The sequence below is a fragment of the Streptomyces sp. CA-146814 genome (assembly GCF_050942385.1).
Classification (GTDB): domain Bacteria; phylum Actinomycetota; class Actinomycetes; order Streptomycetales; family Streptomycetaceae; genus Streptomyces.
Map to the genome: position 1 here is coordinate 14,257 of NZ_CP192068.1, position 18,172 is coordinate 32,428.

The 18,172-nt window shown below is 70.6% G+C and carries 16 protein-coding genes; 6 read left to right on the forward strand and 10 right to left on the reverse strand.

Annotation, left to right across the window (positions count from 1 at the left end):
• Positions 1-11: 11 nt before the first annotated feature.
• The 3 genes from ACQP09_RS00065 to ACQP09_RS00075 all read right to left on the reverse strand — a co-directional run bounded on the left by ACQP09_RS00065 (position 12) and on the right by ACQP09_RS00075 (position 6,217).
• Complete coding sequence (locus ACQP09_RS00065; protein ID WP_433394878.1) at positions 12-1,208, reverse strand: glycoside hydrolase family 64 protein; 1,197 nt, start codon at positions 1,206-1,208, stop codon at positions 12-14.
• 375 nt (positions 1,209-1,583) lie between these two features.
• Positions 1,584-3,383, reverse strand: a complete 1,800-nt coding sequence (locus ACQP09_RS00070) for a ThuA domain-containing protein (RefSeq protein WP_433394880.1) — start codon at positions 3,381-3,383, stop codon at positions 1,584-1,586.
• On the reverse strand, positions 3,380-6,217 hold the full coding sequence (locus tag ACQP09_RS00075; protein ID WP_433394881.1) for a PQQ-dependent sugar dehydrogenase: 2,838 nt from the start codon (positions 6,215-6,217) through the stop codon (positions 3,380-3,382). Before ACQP09_RS00075 ends, ACQP09_RS00070 begins: the two co-directional genes overlap by 4 nt.
• Positions 6,218-6,768: 551 nt before the next feature.
• On the opposite strand from ACQP09_RS00075, the gene ACQP09_RS00080 reads away from it, so the two are divergent.
• Entirely contained in the window at positions 6,769-8,025 is a 1,257-nt protein-coding gene (locus tag ACQP09_RS00080) for a family 16 glycosylhydrolase (protein WP_433394883.1), read from the forward strand.
• A gap of 101 nt (positions 8,026-8,126) precedes the next feature.
• Here ACQP09_RS00080 and ACQP09_RS00085 read toward each other — a convergent pair whose 3' ends face one another.
• The 4 genes from ACQP09_RS00085 to ACQP09_RS00100 all read right to left on the reverse strand — a co-directional run bounded on the left by ACQP09_RS00085 (position 8,127) and on the right by ACQP09_RS00100 (position 11,536).
• On the reverse strand, positions 8,127-8,918 hold the full coding sequence (locus ACQP09_RS00085; RefSeq protein WP_433394885.1) for an ABC transporter permease: 792 nt from the start codon (positions 8,916-8,918) through the stop codon (positions 8,127-8,129).
• The gene (locus tag ACQP09_RS00090; protein WP_433394887.1) at positions 8,915-9,970 is read right to left on the reverse strand and encodes an ATP-binding cassette domain-containing protein; all 1,056 of its coding nucleotides are present in this window, start codon (positions 9,968-9,970) and stop codon (positions 8,915-8,917) included. The genes ACQP09_RS00085 and ACQP09_RS00090 overlap by 4 nt, the downstream gene beginning before the upstream one ends.
• Positions 9,971-10,067: 97 nt before the next feature.
• A complete protein-coding gene (locus ACQP09_RS00095) occupies positions 10,068-10,910 on the reverse strand; it encodes a DUF4097 family beta strand repeat-containing protein (protein WP_433394889.1) in 843 nt (280 codons plus the stop codon).
• Positions 10,911-11,023: 113 nt separating this feature from the next.
• A complete protein-coding gene (locus tag ACQP09_RS00100) occupies positions 11,024-11,536 on the reverse strand; it encodes a toxin-antitoxin system HicB family antitoxin (protein ID WP_433394890.1) in 513 nt (170 codons plus the stop codon).
• A 302-nt stretch (positions 11,537-11,838) separates the two neighbouring features.
• Between ACQP09_RS00100 and ACQP09_RS00105 the strand changes: the two genes are divergently transcribed.
• On the forward strand, positions 11,839-12,408 hold the full coding sequence (locus ACQP09_RS00105) for a DoxX family protein (RefSeq protein ID WP_433394892.1): 570 nt from the start codon (positions 11,839-11,841) through the stop codon (positions 12,406-12,408).
• Between the two features lie 115 nt (positions 12,409-12,523).
• On the opposite strand, the gene ACQP09_RS00110 is transcribed toward ACQP09_RS00105, so the two are convergent.
• Positions 12,524-13,357 (reverse strand): helix-turn-helix transcriptional regulator, encoded by an 834-nt coding sequence (locus tag ACQP09_RS00110; protein ID WP_433394894.1) that lies wholly within the window; start codon positions 13,355-13,357, stop codon positions 12,524-12,526.
• A gap of 114 nt (positions 13,358-13,471) precedes the next feature.
• Between ACQP09_RS00110 and ACQP09_RS00115 the strand changes: the two genes are divergently transcribed.
• Complete coding sequence (locus ACQP09_RS00115; RefSeq protein WP_433394895.1) at positions 13,472-14,065, forward strand: NADPH-dependent FMN reductase; 594 nt, start codon at positions 13,472-13,474, stop codon at positions 14,063-14,065.
• A gap of 58 nt (positions 14,066-14,123) precedes the next feature.
• On the opposite strand, the gene ACQP09_RS00120 is transcribed toward ACQP09_RS00115, so the two are convergent.
• Positions 14,124-14,615, reverse strand: coding sequence for an FBP domain-containing protein (locus tag ACQP09_RS00120; RefSeq protein WP_433394897.1), 492 nt, complete (start codon positions 14,613-14,615; stop codon positions 14,124-14,126).
• Positions 14,616-14,696: 81 nt separating this feature from the next.
• Here ACQP09_RS00120 and ACQP09_RS00125 point away from each other — a divergent pair, with 81 nt between their 5' ends.
• A complete protein-coding gene (locus ACQP09_RS00125; RefSeq protein WP_433394899.1) occupies positions 14,697-15,269 on the forward strand; it encodes a TetR/AcrR family transcriptional regulator in 573 nt (190 codons plus the stop codon).
• A gap of 70 nt (positions 15,270-15,339) precedes the next feature.
• Here ACQP09_RS00125 and ACQP09_RS00130 read toward each other — a convergent pair whose 3' ends face one another.
• On the reverse strand, positions 15,340-15,942 hold the full coding sequence (locus ACQP09_RS00130) for a DUF998 domain-containing protein (protein ID WP_433394900.1): 603 nt from the start codon (positions 15,940-15,942) through the stop codon (positions 15,340-15,342).
• 217 nt (positions 15,943-16,159) lie between these two features.
• Between ACQP09_RS00130 and ACQP09_RS00135 the strand changes: the two genes are divergently transcribed.
• On the forward strand, positions 16,160-17,305 hold the full coding sequence (locus tag ACQP09_RS00135) for an FUSC family protein (protein WP_433394901.1): 1,146 nt from the start codon (positions 16,160-16,162) through the stop codon (positions 17,303-17,305).
• A 212-nt stretch (positions 17,306-17,517) separates the two neighbouring features.
• Positions 17,518-18,138: an RNA 2',3'-cyclic phosphodiesterase gene (gene thpR, locus ACQP09_RS00140; protein ID WP_433394903.1), complete on the forward strand. Its 621-nt coding sequence runs from the start codon at positions 17,518-17,520 to the stop codon at positions 18,136-18,138.
• The last annotated feature ends 34 nt before the right edge of the window (positions 18,139-18,172 follow it).

Sequence of the window (18,172 nt, forward strand, 5' to 3'; positions counted from 1 at the left end):
CCGGGAGCTGGTCAGCTGAAACGGTCCAGGGTGATCCGGGCCTCCTGCGGGTTGCCGTCGTGGACGAGCGACTCGTGGGCGCCCACGTCGTCGAAGGCGAAGCCGTACGCCCTGCCGTCCACCATCTGCGCGTGGATGAAGCGGGAGTAGTGGTTGGTCACGGCGTCCTTGTAGAAGTTCGCCGCGTTGTTGTCGGGGTGGTTCGTGCCGTTCAGCAGGGTGGAGCGGTTGAAGCCCGCGCACAGGGTGCGCGAGATCGGGCCCCGTACCAGATCGTTCGGGGCGTCCAGGTGCTTGTAGCAGCCGAAGACGCTGTCCGAGTCCGGCTTCTGGAACGACGTCACGACCGCGCCCGCACTGTTGGTGAAGTTCATGACGTTCCCCGAGACCCGGCCGTAATACCTGGTGCTCGGCTCGTGCGCGAACGGGGCCACCGTCAGCGTGGAGGTGCTGTAGCGGCTCCAGACCCGGTTGACGTAGTCGTTCAGGATGCCCGTCGGCAGCACACCCGCGCCGACGCCGTGGCCCGGAGACAGCGCGCGCAGGACCGTTCCGTCAGGCCTGGTCTGGATGAGGCCGGCCCAGCCGCCGGGCTGGTTCCTGAGCGAGGTGAAGACCGCGTTGTAGCCGCCCGGCTTGAGGCGGCCGGTGGACTTGACGGCGCCGCCGGGCGCCTTGACGCCGACGGAGTACGGAGCGGAGAACATGTCGACCTGCGTGCTGTTGATCCACAGGCCCGCGTCGTTGAGCGTGTACTCGGTCCAGTTGAACAGGATGTTCCTGTTCGGGTCGCTCGGGTTCTGGACCGCCGGCTGGACCAGACCACCGGTGGTGACCTTGAAGACCAGCTTCTGACCGTACGAGAAGTAGACCCGGCCGGAGAACTTCGGCATCCGGATCGTCATCGACTGCCCATTGCGCGGCCCGGCGATCGACGCGTCCGGCGCAGGGGTGGGCGGGTTGCCTCCGGCCGGCCACGGATGGAACCTGCCGCTCGCGTCGGCCCAGCCCTGACGGCCCGTCGACAGCTCCGTTCCCAGGTTGTAGACGTAGACCTGATCACCGCGGCCCGAATCGTTCGTGAGCGTCAGCGGGATGGTCGCGGGCACCGCCGCCTCCGCGGCCCTCTGGCCGACGGCGGTGGTCAGACCGGCGGCCAGCGCCAGCGCGGCGGTCAGTGAAGCGAGGCTTCTCCAGGGAACGGGCATGCTCGTCCTCCTCATCGGGTTGGATCCGCAAGTGGAACAGTGGGGGCCCCAGACCAATTCTGAGAGCGCTCTCAGAATCCTGCCGGGACGAGACACTGTCAACGAGCCCGGCTCAACTCCTTTCCCTCACAAGGCAGATGGAGGCCTGCACGAGATGGGCCCCGGTTCACCCCGATGACCCGATGACCCGATGCCCCGGCGCGGCTTGCAGGCCGAAGCCCCGCCGGACCGGACAGCCCGACCCGCACCCCCCGGCACGCGAAGGACGGCGGCGGGCGCGTTCGGCGCTGCGCCCCGCCGCCGCCACCGGCCCCGCGAGGCGGCCGGTCCCGGAGCCACCGCCTCCCGCAGTGACCCCGGAGCCAAAAGGACCACTCAGCCCGGCAGCACCCACCTCTGATTGGCACCGCCATGGCAGGACCACAAGTGCAGCCTCGTACCGTCCGCCGACGAAACCCCCGAAGCGTCCAGGCACTTGCCGGAGGACGGGTTCTTCAACGTGCCGTCCGGCTGCGGCACCCACCTCTGCGCGCCCGTGCCGTTGCACCCGTACAGCTGGATCCTCGTACCGTCCGCCGTACCCGCACCGCTCACGTCCAGGCACTTGCCCAGCGCCCGCAGCGTGTCATCCGCACCGGCCGTCCACCTCTGCGCAGCCGACCCGTTGCACGTCCACAGCCGGACCTGCGTACCGTCCGCACCCGACCCGTCCGCCACATCGACACACTTGCCGCCGATGCCGGTGACAGCCCCCTCTTTGGGCCCGGTCGTACCGCCGAGCTCCTTGACGCGGATGTTACGGAAGGACACCTCGTCGCCCTCACCGTGGTTCTGCAGGCCGACGTGACCCTGCCGGAGGCTGCGGGCAGGGTCGGTATTGGTGAAGTCGTTGATCTTACGGCCGTTGAGGAAAAGCTGCAGACGCTCACCCTCGACCCTGACCTCATACGTGTTCCACTCCCCCGGCGGGTTCAGAGCCGCGTCCCGTACGGCCAGGTCAGCGGACTTGAAACCGTAAACCGCACCCGTCGTACGGTCAGGAGCATCGGTAGCGTCGATCTGGATCTCATAACCATTGCTCACCGCAGACCACGGGTCCTCAGAGGCCGGAAACCCCACAAAAACACCGGAATTGCCGTCACCCGCCAGACGCCAATCGAGCTTGAGGGAATAAGACCCGTACTCCCTCGCCTGATACCACAACAACCCCAGACCACCCCGCGAAGTCAGCGTGTGATCACTGTCGGCGAAGAACCCCGGACCCGCCTGCTTCCAGCCCGCGGCCCCCGAGCTGCCGAACAAGGTGGTGTAACCCGCCTCCGGGCGGCAGTCGGCCTCGGTCATCTCCGCGGCCCAGCGGATCCCACCGAGCAGGTGCCGGCGGAAGGCGGGTTCGGCGTACGACTCCGCGGTGTGACCACCACCGGTGTAGAAGGCGCGCCCGCCCCGGTAGTCCTTGCACCAGGCGATCGGATGGTCGCCGCCCATCGTGCCGCCGCTGTAGGTGGACTCGTCGAGCGAGGCCAGGACGTGGGCCGAGGTCCTGGGGTTGGTGCGGTAGTCGTACCACTCGTCGGTCCGCTGCCAGGTCGGGCCGAGGTGCGCGGTGGCGTCATGAGCACGGTCCTCCACCTTGACCGTGGCCGGCTGGATGTGCGGGTGGGACTTGAACAGAGCACCGGCCAGACCGCCGTACCAGGCCCAGTCGTACTCGGTGTCGGCCGCAGCGTGGATGCCGACGTAGCCGCCGCCCGCCTCGATGTACCCCTCGAAGGCGGTCTGCTGAGCGGCGTTGAGGACGTCGCCGGTGGTGGAGAGGAAGACCACCGCCTCGTAGCCGGCAAGATTCGCAGAGGTAAACGCAGCGGCGTCCTCGGTCGCCGTGACGGTGAAGTTGTTGGCGGCGCCCAGCTGGCGCAGGGCCGTGACGCCCGCCGGGATGGAATCGTGCCGGAAACCGGCGGTCTTGGAGAAGACCAGCACGTCGTACGCGGGGTCGGCGGCGGCTGCCGACGTAACGACGGGCGCCTCCTGGCCCGGTGCAGAGGCCGCCGACGTGACGACGGGTGCCTCCTGGCCCGGTGCGGCGGCCGTGGAGACCGCCGCGGGCAGAGTGGCGGCGGCGAGCAGCCCGCAGGCGGCCCAGCTGGCGAGACGGGTGAGTCGTCGGCTCATGACAGGCTCCACTTCTGGTTGGCGCCGGTGTGGCAGGTCCACAGATGGAGCTTCGTGCCGTCCGCCGAGGAGACCCCGGCAGCGTCCAGGCACTTGCCGGAGGAGGGGTTCTTCAACGTGCCGTCGGCCTGGGCCACCCACTTCTGGGCGCCCGTGCCGTTGCATCCGTACAGCTGGATCTTCGTACCGTCCGCCGTACCGGCACCGCTCACGTCCAGGCACTTGCCGAGTGCCCGGTACGTGTCGTCCGCACCGGCCGTCCACTTCTGCGCGGCCGTCTGGTTGCACGTCCACAGCTGGATCTGCGTGCCGTCCGCGCTCGCCCCGCCCGCGGCCTCCGCGCACTTGCCGCCGATGCCCTTCAGGTCACGGCCGGCCGGGGTGGTCTGGCCAGTGGTGAAGGTGAAGTCGTCCAGGTCGAAGAGCGAGCCGCTGCCACCCTTGAAGACGAGGTAGAGCGTGGTGGTGGCGGCCGGACGGCTGGTCAGGTCGGCGCTCACGTCGCGGAAGGTGTCCCAGCCGCCGGTGACCGGGACCGCGGCCGAGCCGAGCAGCGTGCCGGTGGGTGAGCCGGCCCGTACCTCCAGCGTGCCTCCCGATCCGCCGGAGGAGACCCGGGCGGTCAGTTTGGTGGCGTTGGAGAGGAGGTACGGCGTGAAGGAGATCCAGTCGTTGTTGTCGATGTAGCCGACGGTCTTGCCGCCGTTGGCCGAGGCCTTGTCGACGATCTGGATGCCGGAGGAGCCGCCGAAGTGCTCGGCCTGGCGCTTGCTGCCCTGGCTGATGTTCTGGTCGTGCGTGGTCAGGGCGGGCTGCCCGTTCGCTCCCTTGTCGGTGTACTCGGCGTCCCAGACGCCGAAGATGTTGGCGTTCGGGTCGTGTTCACCGTCGGCGATGGTCTGTACGGTGCCGGAGCAGCCGGTGGCGGAGGTCTGCGGGTGACCGTGGCTGTCGTGGCCGATGATGAAGGTGACCTTCACCTTGGAACAGTCGATCGTGCCGTCCTCGGGGTCGGTGACGGTGACCTTGAAGGGGACGGCCGCGCCCGGATCGATGATCGAACCGTCGGCGGGCAGCTCGAGGGTGACGGTGGGTGCGGTGTTGCCGACGGTGATGAGGACGGAGGCGGTGGCGGTGTTGCCGGTACCGTCGGAGACGGTCAGTTCGGCGGTATAGCGGCCGTTGGCGGTGTAGGTGTGGGAGGGGTTCGCGGCCGTGGAGGTGGCGCCGTCGCCGAACTTCCAGGCGTACGTCAGCGGGTCGCCGTCAGGGTCGGAGGTGCCGGCCGAGGAGAACGCGACCGCCAGCGGGGCCTGGCCCGATGTGCGGTTGGCGGTGGCCTTGGCGAGCGGGGCGCGGCCTCCGGTGACGTACTCGATGCGGTAGACCGCGCTGTTGGCGTCCCCGTTGAAGTAGCCGGTGCCGTAGTCGAGGACGTACAGCGCGCCGTCCGGGCCGAAGGCCATGTCCATGACCTGGGTGCCCTGCCAGGGGAAGGCGTTGATCGACTGTACGGTGCCGTCGGAGCCCTGCTCGATGCGCTTGATCCACTTGCGGCCGAACTCGCCCGCGAAGTAGTCGCCGTCGAAGCTCTGCGGGAACTTGACCGTGGAGGTCGAGGCCGCGTCGTACCGGTAGACCGGACCGCCCATCGGTGACTCGGAACCGCCGCCGAACTCGGGCACGGAGCCGCCGTCGTACGGGATCCAGGCGGGCTGGGCCGACGGGAGGTCGGTCAGGCCGGTGTTGTTCGGTGAGGTGTTCTTCGGCGCGGCGCAGGAGAAGGTGGCGCCCGAGGTGGACGTGGCGAAGTTGTAGTCCACGTACGGGCTGTTGGTGCCGACGCAGTAGGGCCAGCCGTAGTTGCCGGCCTTGGTGATCCGGTTGAACTCGACCTGCCCGGCCGGTCCGCGTCCCGCGTTCGCCGTGCCCGCGTCGGGGCCGTAGTCGCCGAGGTAGACGATGCCGGTGGGCTTGTCGACACTCATCCGGAAGGGGTTGCGGAAGCCCATGGCGTAGATCTCCGGCCTGGTCCGCGCGGTTCCGGGCGCGAAGAGGTTGCCGGACGGGATGGTGTAGCTGCCGTCGGCGGCGACCTTGATCCGCAGCACCTTGCCGCGCAGGTCGTTGGTGTTGCCGGAGGAGCGCTGCGCGTCGTACGCGGGGTTGCGGTTCGCCCGCTCGTCGATGGGGGTGTAGCCGTCGGAGGCGAAGGGGTTGCTGTCGTCACCGGTGGAGAGGTACAGGTTCCCCTGGGCGTCGAAGTCGATGTCACCGCCGACATGGCAGCACAGGCCGCGGCTCGCGGGGACGTCGAGGACCTTCTTCTCGCTGGCGGTGTCGAGGGTTCCGTCGGTCCTGAGGACGAAACGCGAGAGCCGGTTCACGCCGTCGAAGGGGGCGAAGTCGGCCGCCGACCCGTTGGCGGGCGCGTCGCCTGCCGGGGTGGTCAGCTTCGGCGCGTAGTAGAGGTAGACGAAGCGGTTGGCCGTGAACGCCGGGTCCACGCCCACACCTTGCAGGCCCTCCTCGTCGTGCGAGTAGACGTCCAGTTTTCCGGCGGTCTTCGTGGTGCCGGCGGCGTCGGTGAGGCGGAGGGTGCCGTCCCGTGAGGTGTGCAGGACGGACCGGTCGGGCAGCACCGCGAGCGTCATGGGCTCGCCGGTCTCGGCCACGCCTTTGGCGAGGGTGACCTGCTGGAACTCGTCGGCAGCGACGCTTGCCACGGGGTCGGGTGCCGCTAGGGCGGGTCTCTGCTGGACGGTGAGGGCACCCGCGGCGGCGAGCAAGGCGCAGGCCAGTGCCGCGACGGGTCGGGTGAGTCTCCTGTGCACGCGCGTCCTCCGTGTGGTGACGGGGTGGGGTCTGGAGCACAGGCGCGCGCCGTCGCGCCGGAGACCTGGGTGCTCCCGGGGGGAGGGAGGAGCGCTCAGGTCCTGTCGTTCGGTACAGAGCAGGAAGGTAATGGCTTTTTCGCGGACCAGAAAGCCCTTTGACGTAGTCAGCCTCAACTTTCTCTACTGGCGGGACAAAGCGGCTGGTCGAACTCTCCGCCGAGGTGCGCGTACGGAGGTGGTGTGCCGGCCCTCGCGAGGGCGCGGCGGCGCCCGGAGGCCGCGCCGTTCGGGCCTGTTGTTCCGTCACTTCGCGTACGCCATAGGGGAATTGGTCCAGACGAACGCCTTGACGGGCCTGCGGTGCGCTCCTTAAATCGATAGCGCCAACTGTTGAACACTGCCGCCCCGGCAATCCCCACATCACTGCACTTCGTGTCCGCTCAAGGGCTGTCGGCACCCAGGAACAGCCGTCAATCTGTCATGGACACGTCTTATCTGCCGGTCCCCGCCTGTCTCCGCACGCCCCCACGAAAGCGATGTGATGCCCCATGCGCACGTCCTGGCGCCACAGATCCCTCACCTGGCTGGCGGCGGCCGCCTGCCTCGGCCTCGCGGCCCTCACCCCCACCGCCGTGCAGGCAGCCCCGGCCCCGGCCGCCGGTGCCGTCACCCCCGCCGCCGTGACCTTCGACGAGAACTTCGACGGCCCGGCCGGTTCCGGCGTCAACACCTCCAGGTGGCAGCTGGAGACCGGCGACAACGTCAACAACCACGAGCGGCAGTACTACACCTCGGGCACGAACAACGCCGCGCTCGACGGGCAGGGCAACCTCGTCATCACAGCGAAGAGAGAGAATCCGGCCAACTACAACTGTTGGTACGGGCGGTGCGAGTACACCTCGGCCCGGCTCAACACGGCCGGCAAGTTCACCGCCCAGTACGGACGCGTCGAAGCCCGTATGAAGCTCCCGCGCGGTCAGGGCATCTGGCCCGCCTTCTGGATGCTCGGCAACAACATGGGCAGCGTGGGCTGGCCGGCCGCGGGCGAGATCGACATCATGGAGAACGTCGGTTTCGAGCCGGGCACCGTCCACGGCACGCTCCACGGACCGGGCTACTCCGGCTCCGGCGGCATCGGCGCCGGCTACACCCTGCCGGGTGGCGCCGCCTTCGCGGACAACTTCCACACCTTCGCCATCGACTGGAGCCCCAACTCCATCAGGTGGTCGGTGAACGGGAACGTCTACCAGACCCGCACCCCGGCGGACCTCGGCGGCCGGGAGTGGGTGTTCAACAAGCCCTTCTTCATGATCCTGAACCTCGCGGTCGGCGGCTACTGGCCCGGCGACCCCGACAGCTCCACCCGGTTCCCGCAGCAACTCGTCGTGGACTACGTGCGCGTGACCACCGACACGCCGCCCGCCGGCGCCAAGACCATCCGGGGCATCGGCGGAAAGTGCCTCGACGTGGCGGGAGCATCCTCGGCCAACGGCACCGCCGTCCAGCTCTACGACTGCAACGGCACCGCCGCTCAGCAGTGGGACGTCCGCTCCGACGGCACCATCCGCGCCCTAGGCAAGTGCCTCGACGCCAAGGACGGATCCACCGCCAACGGCACGCTCGTCCAGCTGTGGGACTGCAACGGGACCGGCGCCCAGCGCTGGGCGGTCCCCGCCGCCCGCGACATCGTCTCCATCCCGGCCGACAAGTGCCTCGACGCCATCGGCAACTCCTCGGCCAACGGCACCCGCACCCAGCTGTGGACCTGCTCCGGCACCCCCAACCAGAAGTGGACCGTAGCGTGATGCCAGAAGTGGACCGTCGCGTGATGAACGCCCGGCCCACCGCCTGCTGAGTCGGTGTGGCGCGGGCCGGGGAACTTCCCCGGCCCGCGCCACCACCGCCGTCACCTCGGGTCGCGGTTGAACTTCGCGGCCGACCAGAAGTAGCCGAGCGCCGCGAGTCCCAGGCACCAGGCGAGGGCGAGCCACCCGTGGTGGCCGATCTCGCTGCCGAGCAGCAGGCCCCGCAGGGTCTCGATGGCCGGCGTGAACGGCTGATACTCGGCGATCGGCCGGAACCAGCCGGGCATGGAGCCGACCGGGGTGAAGGCGCTGGAGAGGAGCGGCAGCAGGATCAGCGGCATCGCGTTGTTGCTCGCGGCCTCGGCGTTCGGGCTGACCAGCCCCATGCCGACCGCGATCCAGGTGAGCGCCGTGGCGAAGAGGACGAGCAGCCCGAACGCCGCCAGCCATTCCACGGCGGTCGCGTCCGTGGAGCGGAAGCCGATGGCGAAGGCGACGACGCCCACGAGGACCACGCTGAGGACCGACTGCAGCACGCTGCCGACGACATGGCCGATGAGCACCGAGGGCCGGTGGATCGCCATCGTGCGGAAGCGGGCGATGATGCCCTCGGTCATGTCGTTGGAGACGGAGACGGCGGTGCCGACCACGGTGCTGCCGATCGTCATCAGCAGCAGGCCCGGGACGACGTACGCGATGTACGCGGAGCGGTCGGGGCCGCCGCTGCCGATGACCGAGCTCATCGCGTCGCCGAAGATGTAGACGAAGAGCAGGAGCAGCACGATCGGTGTGAGCAGCAGGTTCAGGGTGAGGGACGGATAGCGCCGCGCGTGCAGGAGGTTGCGGCGGAGCATCGTGGACGAATCGCGTACGGCGAGGGTGAGCGAGCTCATCGGGCGGTCTCCTCGGGCTGGTCGGTCCGGACGGTCTGCTCGGTCTCATCGGTCACGCCGGCCTGCTCGGTCACGCCGACCTCACCGGCCTCACCGGTCACGGTGGCGCCGGTCAGGGCGAAGAACACGTCGTCGAGGTCGGGCGTGTGCAGGGTCAGTTCGTCCGCCTCGGCACCGGCCGACTCCAGTCGGCCGAGGACGGCGCGCAGTTCCCGCTGGCTGCCGTCGCTGGGAACCCGCAGGACGAGCGCGTCATCGTCCCGGCTGACGTCGGGAAGCGCGGCGGCCGCGGTCCCGTACGCGGCCGGGTCGAGGAAGCGCAGTCGTACATGTCCGCCGGGGACGAGCCGTTTCAGCTCGTCCGCGGTGCCCTCGGCGACGATCCTGCCGCCGTCGAGCACGGCGATACGGTCGGCGAGCTGGTCGGCCTCCTCCAGGTACTGGGTGGTGAGGAAGACGGTGGTGCCTGCCGCCACGAGGTCGCGGATGATCTGCCACAGCGTGCGGCGGGAGCGCGGGTCGAGGCCGGTGGTCGGCTCGTCGAGGAAGATGATCTTCGGGTCGCCGACGAGGGTCATGGCGATGTCGAGGCGGCGCTTCATCCCGCCGGAGTAGCTCTGCGCGGGCTTCTCGGCGGCGTCGGTGAGGCCGAACCGTTCCAGCAGCTCCGCGGCGACCCGTCGGCCCTCGCGCCGGGGCAGGTGGTGCAGGTCCGCCATGAGGAGCATGTTCTCCTCGCCGGTGATCAGCCCGTCGACGGCGGAGAACTGCCCGGTGACGCCGATCGCGGCCCGTACACCGTCCGGGGATGCGGCGAGGTCGTGACCCGCGACCTGGGCCTGTCCCCCGTCGGCGGTGATGAGCGTGGAGAGGATCTTGACGACGGTGGTCTTGCCGGCGCCGTTCGGCCCGAGCAGTGCGAACACCGATCCGGCCGGGATGTGCAGGTCGATGCCGTCGAGGACGGTGTTGCCGCCGTACGCCTTGCGCAGACCGACGGCGGAGACCGCGGCCGGCGGCGCGTGACCAGCAGCCAGACTGGGCGTGGGCATGACAGACATGGGCACGAGGCCCTCCCTTGTGAAGGTGGATGACGTCGAACGTGGCGGCCAGGAGAGAGCCGGTGAGCCTGGGACGGTTCCTGCCAGGTCAGGGCTTGGCGCGGCGGATGTCGATGTTGCCGTACCGGGTGCGGGCTCGGATCCTGACGGTGTCCTCACCCTCCTCCGGGGCCTTCGACGCGGTCAGCGCGTTGCGCACCTGGCCGGAGCCCGAGCTGACGTCGAGCCAGGCGGCGGTGGACTCGCGGACGCCGACCTCGATGGCACCGAAGGAGGTCTCCAGCTGCACTGTTCCTCGGGCCACCTCGGCGAGACGCAGAGTGCCGTGTGCGGTGGTTGCGGTGACCGAGCCCTCGGCGCGCGCGATGAGGATGTCACCGTTGGCGCCTCTCACCCGCAGGTCGCCGCCTGCCGCGTCGACGCTCGTGGTGCCGTGGGAGTTCTTGAGGACGGCGGGGCCGTCCACGAGGCCGACGCGCACACTGCCGGAGCTGGTGGTGATCTCGGCCGGGCCGTCGACCCGGTCCACGGTGATCGAGCCGTGTGACGCGGTCAGCTTCAGCGGGCCGGTCGCGTCGAGGCGTACGTCGCCGGACGAGGTCTTCACGCCGACCTCGCCGAGCCGCCCCTCGCCGAGCACCTGGAGCCAGGCACCGGTCACGTCGACGCGCGAGCCTGCGGGCAGTTCGACCGTCACGTCCACGGTGCCGATGCGGCCGAGCAGCCCGGGCTTGGGCGTCCGCACGGCGAGTGCGCCGCCCGCGTACGTGACCCCGGTCTGCCCGGCCGTCCGCACGTCCTGGTCCCGCTGCGGGTCCCGGGGCCGTACGTCGACGACGGTCCGAGGGCCGTCGCCCGCGGTGAACTGGATGGAGCCGGCCTCCACATGCGCGGTGACCGAGATGGGTTCGGTGGTGTCGAAAGAAGGCATGGCTGTTCCGTCCTCGTGGGTCTGGGAGACGTCCCGGCTGACGGGACGTGATGGAGGTGAAGTGGTACGGAGCGGAGTGTTACGGGAGCGAAGTGGTACGGGCCCGGGAGCCGTCAGCGCACCCAGCCCGTGAAGCTCTGCCCGACGGTCCGGGTTTTCACCGTCGTACGCGACCGGGTGCCGCCGTCGACCGCGGCCGACACCGCCCGCACCAGCCACGCGTTGACCGAGAGCCCTTCCCCGGCCGCAGCCTCCTCGGCGCGGGCTTTGAGGTGGGCCGGCAGGCGCAGATTGACCCGGGCGGCGGCGCCCTCGTCACCGTCGGCCGGGGCCTTGAGCGGCTCGGCGGGTCCGGCCGGTTCCGTGGCGGGCCCGTCGCCGGTCTGCGGCAGCGTCACCACGAAGTCGGGGTCGAGCCCACGCAGCCGTACGTCCACCGAACCGGGAGCGAGCTCGCGCGTGACCTCGTCCATCGCGGCGGAGAGCACGTGAAGCATGGTCAGCCGGGTCGCGGACTCCAGAGGGGCGGTGAGCCTCTCCGCCAGCGCGCGGGCTTCATCGCCACCGGCTTCGGCGGCCACCGCGAGTTCGCGGCGGAGGGAGTCGACGTACGGGGTGAGGTCCATGACGCCATGATGGCACCACCATGGCGCCACGTGCAAGCACTTATGGCGCCCTCCCGAGCGCGATTGCGCGGTACAACCGACTGAACTGCGAAAACGGGGACAAGGAGACTCTGCGATTCGGCCGCAGCCAGCCTTCCCGTACCCCCTGAGAGGACAGCGGATGGCGCCACATGGCACCACCTGGCGCCATGTGGCACCACGTGGCATCGCGGGCGAACCAGCCTCCCTCCGCACTGCCGCCGAACGACGGACGACGAGCGCGGAAGCGTGTGCTTCTCCGCGTGGCGGGGCAGCCGACCGTCATGACTGTTCTGCGCAGAGTCGCCCGGCCCCTCCTGGCCTCGATGTTCGTCAGCGGCGGATACAACGCGGTGCGCGATCCCGCGCCCCTGGTTCCGGTCGCCGAGCCCGTGACCGACCGCGTCTCCCCGGCCATCGCCCGGCGAACGCCCCTGTTGCCGGAAGATCCCGAGAGCCTCGTCCGCCTCAACGGCGCCGTCCAGCTCGGCGCCGGCCTCCTGCTCGCGCTGGGACGCGCACCGCGCCTGGCCTCGGCGGCTCTCGCCGTGACCCTGGTGCCGACGACCCTGGCGGCCCACCGTTTCTGGACGATCGAGGACCCGGAGCAGCGCGCGGCCCAGCGGATCCACTTCTTCAAGAACGCGTCCCTGCTCGGCGGACTCCTCATCGCCGCCGCCGACACCCATGGCAAGCCCTCGGTCGCCTATCGCACCCGCCACGCCGCCGGTCACGCCTCCGACGCGGTCAGCCACCAGGCGCATGCCGCCGTCGGCCGGGTCGGCGATGTGACGGGCAGTGCCGCGGCGAGCGTCACGGACGCCGTCGGAGCGGTCCGCAAGCATCTCCCCTGATCCTTGATCACTGATCCCTGATCCCTGATCTCTGCCCCCTGGCCCCTGACCCTCGGCTCCCGTAGGCACCGCGTTTCGGCGGGCCGCAAGAAGACTCAGGGGCCGGAGAAGGGGTTCAGACAGCTCGCAGCCGGCCGGAGGAGCGCCCGATGAGTCCGTCGACGGCCCGAGCCGTCGCCTCGTCCGCCGGGAGGAGGACGACCAGCTGTTGGGCGTCGTCGGGGAGTTCGAGGGTCTCGCGGATCAGCTCCAGTTCGCACCCGGACGGGTGGTGGAGCCGCCACGGCCCACGCCGTGGCACAACGTGCCCGTTCAGACGGCGGGTGAACTCGGAGCCCGCGGCCGGCGCGAGCTCCGCGGTGAACGACGCGAAGCCCGCCGCCGAAGGACCGCACCACAGCTCGAAGGCCCGTTCGTCCGCGACCTCGTCCCAGTCGGTAAAGGACGTACGGGCCCGGGGGTCGGTGAACACGTAACGGGTGAGGTTCGGCGAGGGGGCGTCGAGCAGGCCGGTGCCCCGCGCCACCGCCTCGAAGCCGCCGGTCCGGGCGAGGACGTCGCCCAGCCGGTTGGTCACCATGGCGATCCCCGGCTCCAGGAGGGCGAGAGTCCGCAGGACGGCGGGACGGACGTCGCGGCGAGGCGGCGCGGGCTCCGTCTGGGCGACGCATTCGCCGCCGGTGATCTTCGACAGGTGGCGCAGGTGATCGCGCTCCGGCGGGTCCAGGGCCAGCGCGTCGGCGAGGGCGTTCACCACGGCGACCGACGGGTTGCGGTCGCGGCCCTGCTCCAGGCGGGTCAGGTACTCGACGCTGACGCCCGCCCGCGCGGCGAGATCGGAGCGCCGCAGTCCGGGCGCCCGGCGGCGCTCCCGGTCCGGCAACCCCAGTGACTGCGGCTGGACGCTGTCGCGCCTGGCCCGGATGAAATCCCCCAGCGGCGTACCCATGCTCCGGAGGATACGGCGCGCTCCCCCGGCCTCGGGAGCGCCCAGGGTGGCCCTGCGGGGGCCAGCCTGATCACGGTCTGGCGGGAGCCCCGCCGGGTGCGGAGGGTGGTGGCCATGGACAACAAGCCCAAGCTCGTGATCATCGTCGGAAGCGTCCGTGAGGGGCGGTTCGGCCCGGCCGTGGCCTCATGGGTCGCCGAACAGGCAGGTACGTACGGCGCTTTCGATGTGACCGTCGTCGATCTGGCCGACTTCGACATCCCGCTGGCCCTGCCGGCCGCGTCACCGAAGGACGCCGGTGACGAGTACCCCCGGCCCGCCGGGATGGCTCCACTGACCTCCGCACTGGAAGGCGCCGACGCGTTCGTCGTCGTCACGCCGGAGTACAACCACAGCTATCCCGCATCGCTCAAGGCCGCCATCGACTGGCACTTCACCCAGTGGACCGCCAAGGCCGTCGCGTTCGTCAGCTACGGCGGCGCGGCAGGCGGCCGCCACGCGGTCCTGCACCTGGAGAACGTCCTCACCGAGCTTCACGCGGTGACCATCCGCGAAGGCCTCTCCTTCCCGAACTACTTCACCGCCTGGGAGGACGGCCGGCCCCTCGCGCCCGAGGTCACCGGCTACGCCAAGGCGCTGCTGGACCAGCTGGAGTGGTGGGCCACCGCGCTCCGCTCGGCACGCCACGCGGCCCCCTTCCCTGCCTGACCCCGGCCTCCGTACGCGGGGTGGCGGACCCGTCCGGACCGGGCCGGCGGCCATGGGGTCACGCGGTCACCTTGGCGATGAACGCGGCGAGGTTCGTCACGGTCCGCTGGATCTTCTCCTCCAGGGTGAGCGACTCATGGAGCCGTGAACCGACTCCGGCGTCCTTCTTCCCGCGTACGTAGAGCGAGCAGGCCAGGTCGCTGCACATGTAGGCGCCGACGGAGTTTCCCTGCTGGCCGGCCTTCCCCGACCTCGGGGCCACCAGCAGGGAGACGCCTCCGGTGTGGACGGTGACGCACAGCGAGCACATGCTGCGGCGGGTCTGCCAGGAGCCGGCGTCCGAGGAGCGCAGCTGGACGCCGACCGGGCGGTCGTCCCAGGCGGCCACAAGGTAGGCGCGGTCGGGAGCCTGCGGGTCGCGCCAGCCCAGGAAGTCCAGGTCGTCCCAGGGCTGTTCGGTCAGGCCACGGGGGATGTTCAGGCGCTTGGCCTCGCCCTTGGTGCAGTTCACGAACGCGGTACGGATCTCTTGCTCGGTCAGCGGCTTCATGACGGCCACGCTAATTTGCCTAAAGATCTTAGGCAAACGTATATTTCCTTAGGTAATCACGGGGAAGTGTTCGGAGGTGGCATGGCGAAGGCAGGACCGGCCGCGGAGCGCGTGGTACGGGCAGGGGCCGAGCTGGCGGACGAGATCGGCTTCGACCAGGTGACCCCTTCCGAGCTCGCCCGGCGGCTGGACGTCAGGACCGCGAGCCTGTATTCGCACGTCAAGAACGCTCACGACCTCAAGACGAAGATGGCGCTGCTCGCCCTGGAGGAGCTCGCCGACCGGGCCTCCGCCGCTCTCGCGGGCCGGGCCGGGAAGGACGCGCTCACCGCCTTCGCCGACACGTACCGCGACTACGCCGTCCAGCACCCGGGGCGCTTCGCCGCAGCCGGGTTCCGGCTCGACGCGGAGGCGGCCGCCGCCAGTGCCGGCGTACGGCATTCGCAGATGATGCGGGCCATCCTGCGCGGCTACGACCTGGACGAGACCCAGCAGACGCATGCCGTACGGCTGCTGGGCAGCGTCTTCAGCGGGTACGTCGGCCTGGAGGCGGCCGGCGGCTTCAGCCACAGCGCACCCGACTCCCAGGAGAGCTGGACCGAGATCCTGGGCGCGCTCGACGCCCTGCTGCGCAACTGGCCCACCCCTTCCTGACCCAGGGCACGCGAGCTCCTCGTCGACGGCCACCACGCCGGCGGGGCCGGTGCGCGCGACGGCGGTACGCCTACGGGCCGGTGTCCCGCTCTCGCACGCTCCGCCGGCAGGAGACGACCACCAGGAAGGGCCACAGCGCCTGGGCGAACGTCACCACCCGCTCGGCGATACCGGGCGCCCCCGCGCTCTGCAGCTCGGCCAGGAACCAGAACGCGGTCGCTCCCATGAACGCGCTCGCGCCGAGCGCCACATCCGGCCGCAGCCCCCACGGCACCGGCCCCCTTCCGCGTACGGCGGCCAGCGGAGGCCAGACCGCCAGCAGGACGAGGCCCAGCGTGGCCACGGCCCCGTGCTCCAGGGCTCCGCCGCTGCTCGGCGCCGGCACCAACGTCAGGGCCAGGGCGCACAGTCCGCCGCCGGCCAGAGCGACACGCCCGGCGAGCGCCGCCTCCCGGAGCGCGTGCGCCGTGACCACGTAACAGGTGCCCAGCACCAGCAGCATGCCCGTCATCAGCCAGTAGCTGCCCGCCCCGTAGGACGCCAGCACACTCAGGGTCTGCTTCGCAGGGTCGTAGGCCGGGCCCTGCCGCGCCTGCGCGATCGTCCAGGAACCGACCAGCAGCACCGGGGCACACCCGGAGGAGAGCAGAGCCCACCAAGGAGCAGATCGCATCAAAGCATCATAAATGCCGCGAGATTGCTTATCGTCGACCTCGGTGCCGAGCCGCGAGGACCGAACGACCGGGCCACGCTCTGCGTGTAGCCGTCCACCCCGCCTCGTCGCCACCCGCCGCTCGCCGTCGTCACGTTCGCCCTCCTCGTCCGGGGGCAGCCGGTAGCGGGGCGGCCGAACGTACGCAGGAGCGGCAACGCTGTGAGGGAGGGCAGGGGTGGCGCGGAAGGTGGGTTGGACGACCGTACGGCAGTGGTTCGGGCGGGAGTGGGCTCAGGTGCGGCGGGCCGTCCACAACGCGTTCGAGGAGTCCGGGCCGGAGCGGGACACGCTGGTCCAGTCCCTCAAGGCCGCGGCGGCGGCGATCGCGGCGTGGGCTCTGAGCGGGTGGTGGCTCCAGGCCCCGATGGCCTTGCTGGCACCGTGGACGGCTCTCGCCATGGTCTCCGGAACCGTGTACCAGTCGGTCCGTACGGGGGCCCAGCAGTTCGCCGTCATCGCTCTCGGTACGGTCTGGGCATCCGCCGCGATGGCCCTCACCCGCGACCAGACCATGGCCGCGATGCTGCTGACCCTGCCGTTCATGATGCTGCTCGGGAACTACCGCCGCTTCGGAACTCAGGGCATCTACGGTGCCACCACGGCGCTCTTCGTGATCACCGCCGGGTCGTCCAGCACCTCCACGGTGGGGCACCGGCTGCTGGAGACCTTGACCGGCGCGGTGGTCGGCATCCTGGTCAACGCCCTCATCCTGCCTCCGGTCCACCTCCGCTCCGTCCGCGACCGTCTCGGCCGCCTCGCGCAGGAGACCGCCGAACTGCTCGACGAGATGGCGTGCGGGCTCCGCGAGGAGGACGGCCCGGAGAAGGCCGAGCACTGGCACCTCATGGCCACCCGCCTCACGGTGTCGCTCCAGAACGTGAGCGACGCCCGCCGCTGGGCGCTGGAGGGGGCGCGCTGGAACCCGGGCGGCCGCCTGCGCCGCACCGGCCCGAAGCCGCCGCCGTTCGCAGAGGACATGCGGTGGGGCCGTGTCTGCACCCGCGTCCTGGCCGTCACCCGCACCCTCAGCGGTACGGGCGACGACCCGGGGCTCGCGAAACCGTCACCGGGCTTCTTCCGCGGGCTGTCCGACGTACTGGAGCAGGCCGCGCACATGTGTGCGGTGGAATCGGAGCTGCTGGCTCCGGCCGGGGCCGACACCTCGCGGGACGGCCGGGACGCGGCGTACCGGAGGGCGTGGGACGGCCTTGGCGCGCTCACCGGCACCTTCCATCAGGAGGAGGGGACGGCGGCTGCCATCGCGGGTGAACTGATGCTGGAGACCAGGCAGTTGCTGACGGAGCTGGCCCCGCCTGAATGACCGGCCCCGGGGCCGGGTCGGAGTCGACGGAGGAGAGGGTCACCGCCCCCACCGGGCAGGCCCGTACGGCCTCCCCACCGGCGGATGGCCTCCGGTCGTCGCCTCCACTCGCCCGGCTGTCTCGCCGAGCAGGTGCAGGCGCTGTCGCGTCCCGGCCCGCACACCGGCCCCGTGTTGTGCCCGGGTCCGGGCCGGCACGTACGGTACGGCAGGTGAACGAACTGCCCGAAGCCGCCGCCGAGCCCGCCGTGGACGCCCGTGAACAGACCACGACGATCCGTGTGTTCCTGGCGCTCGCCCCGCCCGACGACGCCAAGGACGAGTTGGCGCGGGCGCTGGCTCCGGCCTACGAGGAGTACCCGCGCCTGCGGTGGAACCGGATCGAGGACTGGCACATCACCCTGGCGTTCCTCGGTGAACTCCCGCTCGCCACCGTCCCGCTCCTGATGCCCCCGCTCGCCGAACTCGCCGCCGGGCACCGGCCCCTGCGGCTGGCGTTGCGCGGTGGTGGGCACTTCGACGAGCGGGTCCTGTGGAGCGGGATCGCGGGGGAGCTCGAAGGGCTGCACCGGCTGGCCACCGACGTACGCGATGTCGTCAAGGCGTGCGGTGTCTCCTTCCCGGACCGGCCGTTGCGGCCCCATCTGACCCTGGCCCGTTCCCGCCGCGGCGATCACTCCGCCGCGGTGGAGGTCGCCGCGAGCCTCGCCGGGTTCTCCGGCCGTGTCTGGGCGGCCGAGCGGCTCCATCTGGTCGGCAGCAACTTCGGCCGTGGCCCGGGGCCGATCCGCTACCGCGATGTCGAGGCGTGGACCTTCGGCCACGGAACCTGATCCAAGGCACGTCACAGCGGTGCGGTGCGTCGTC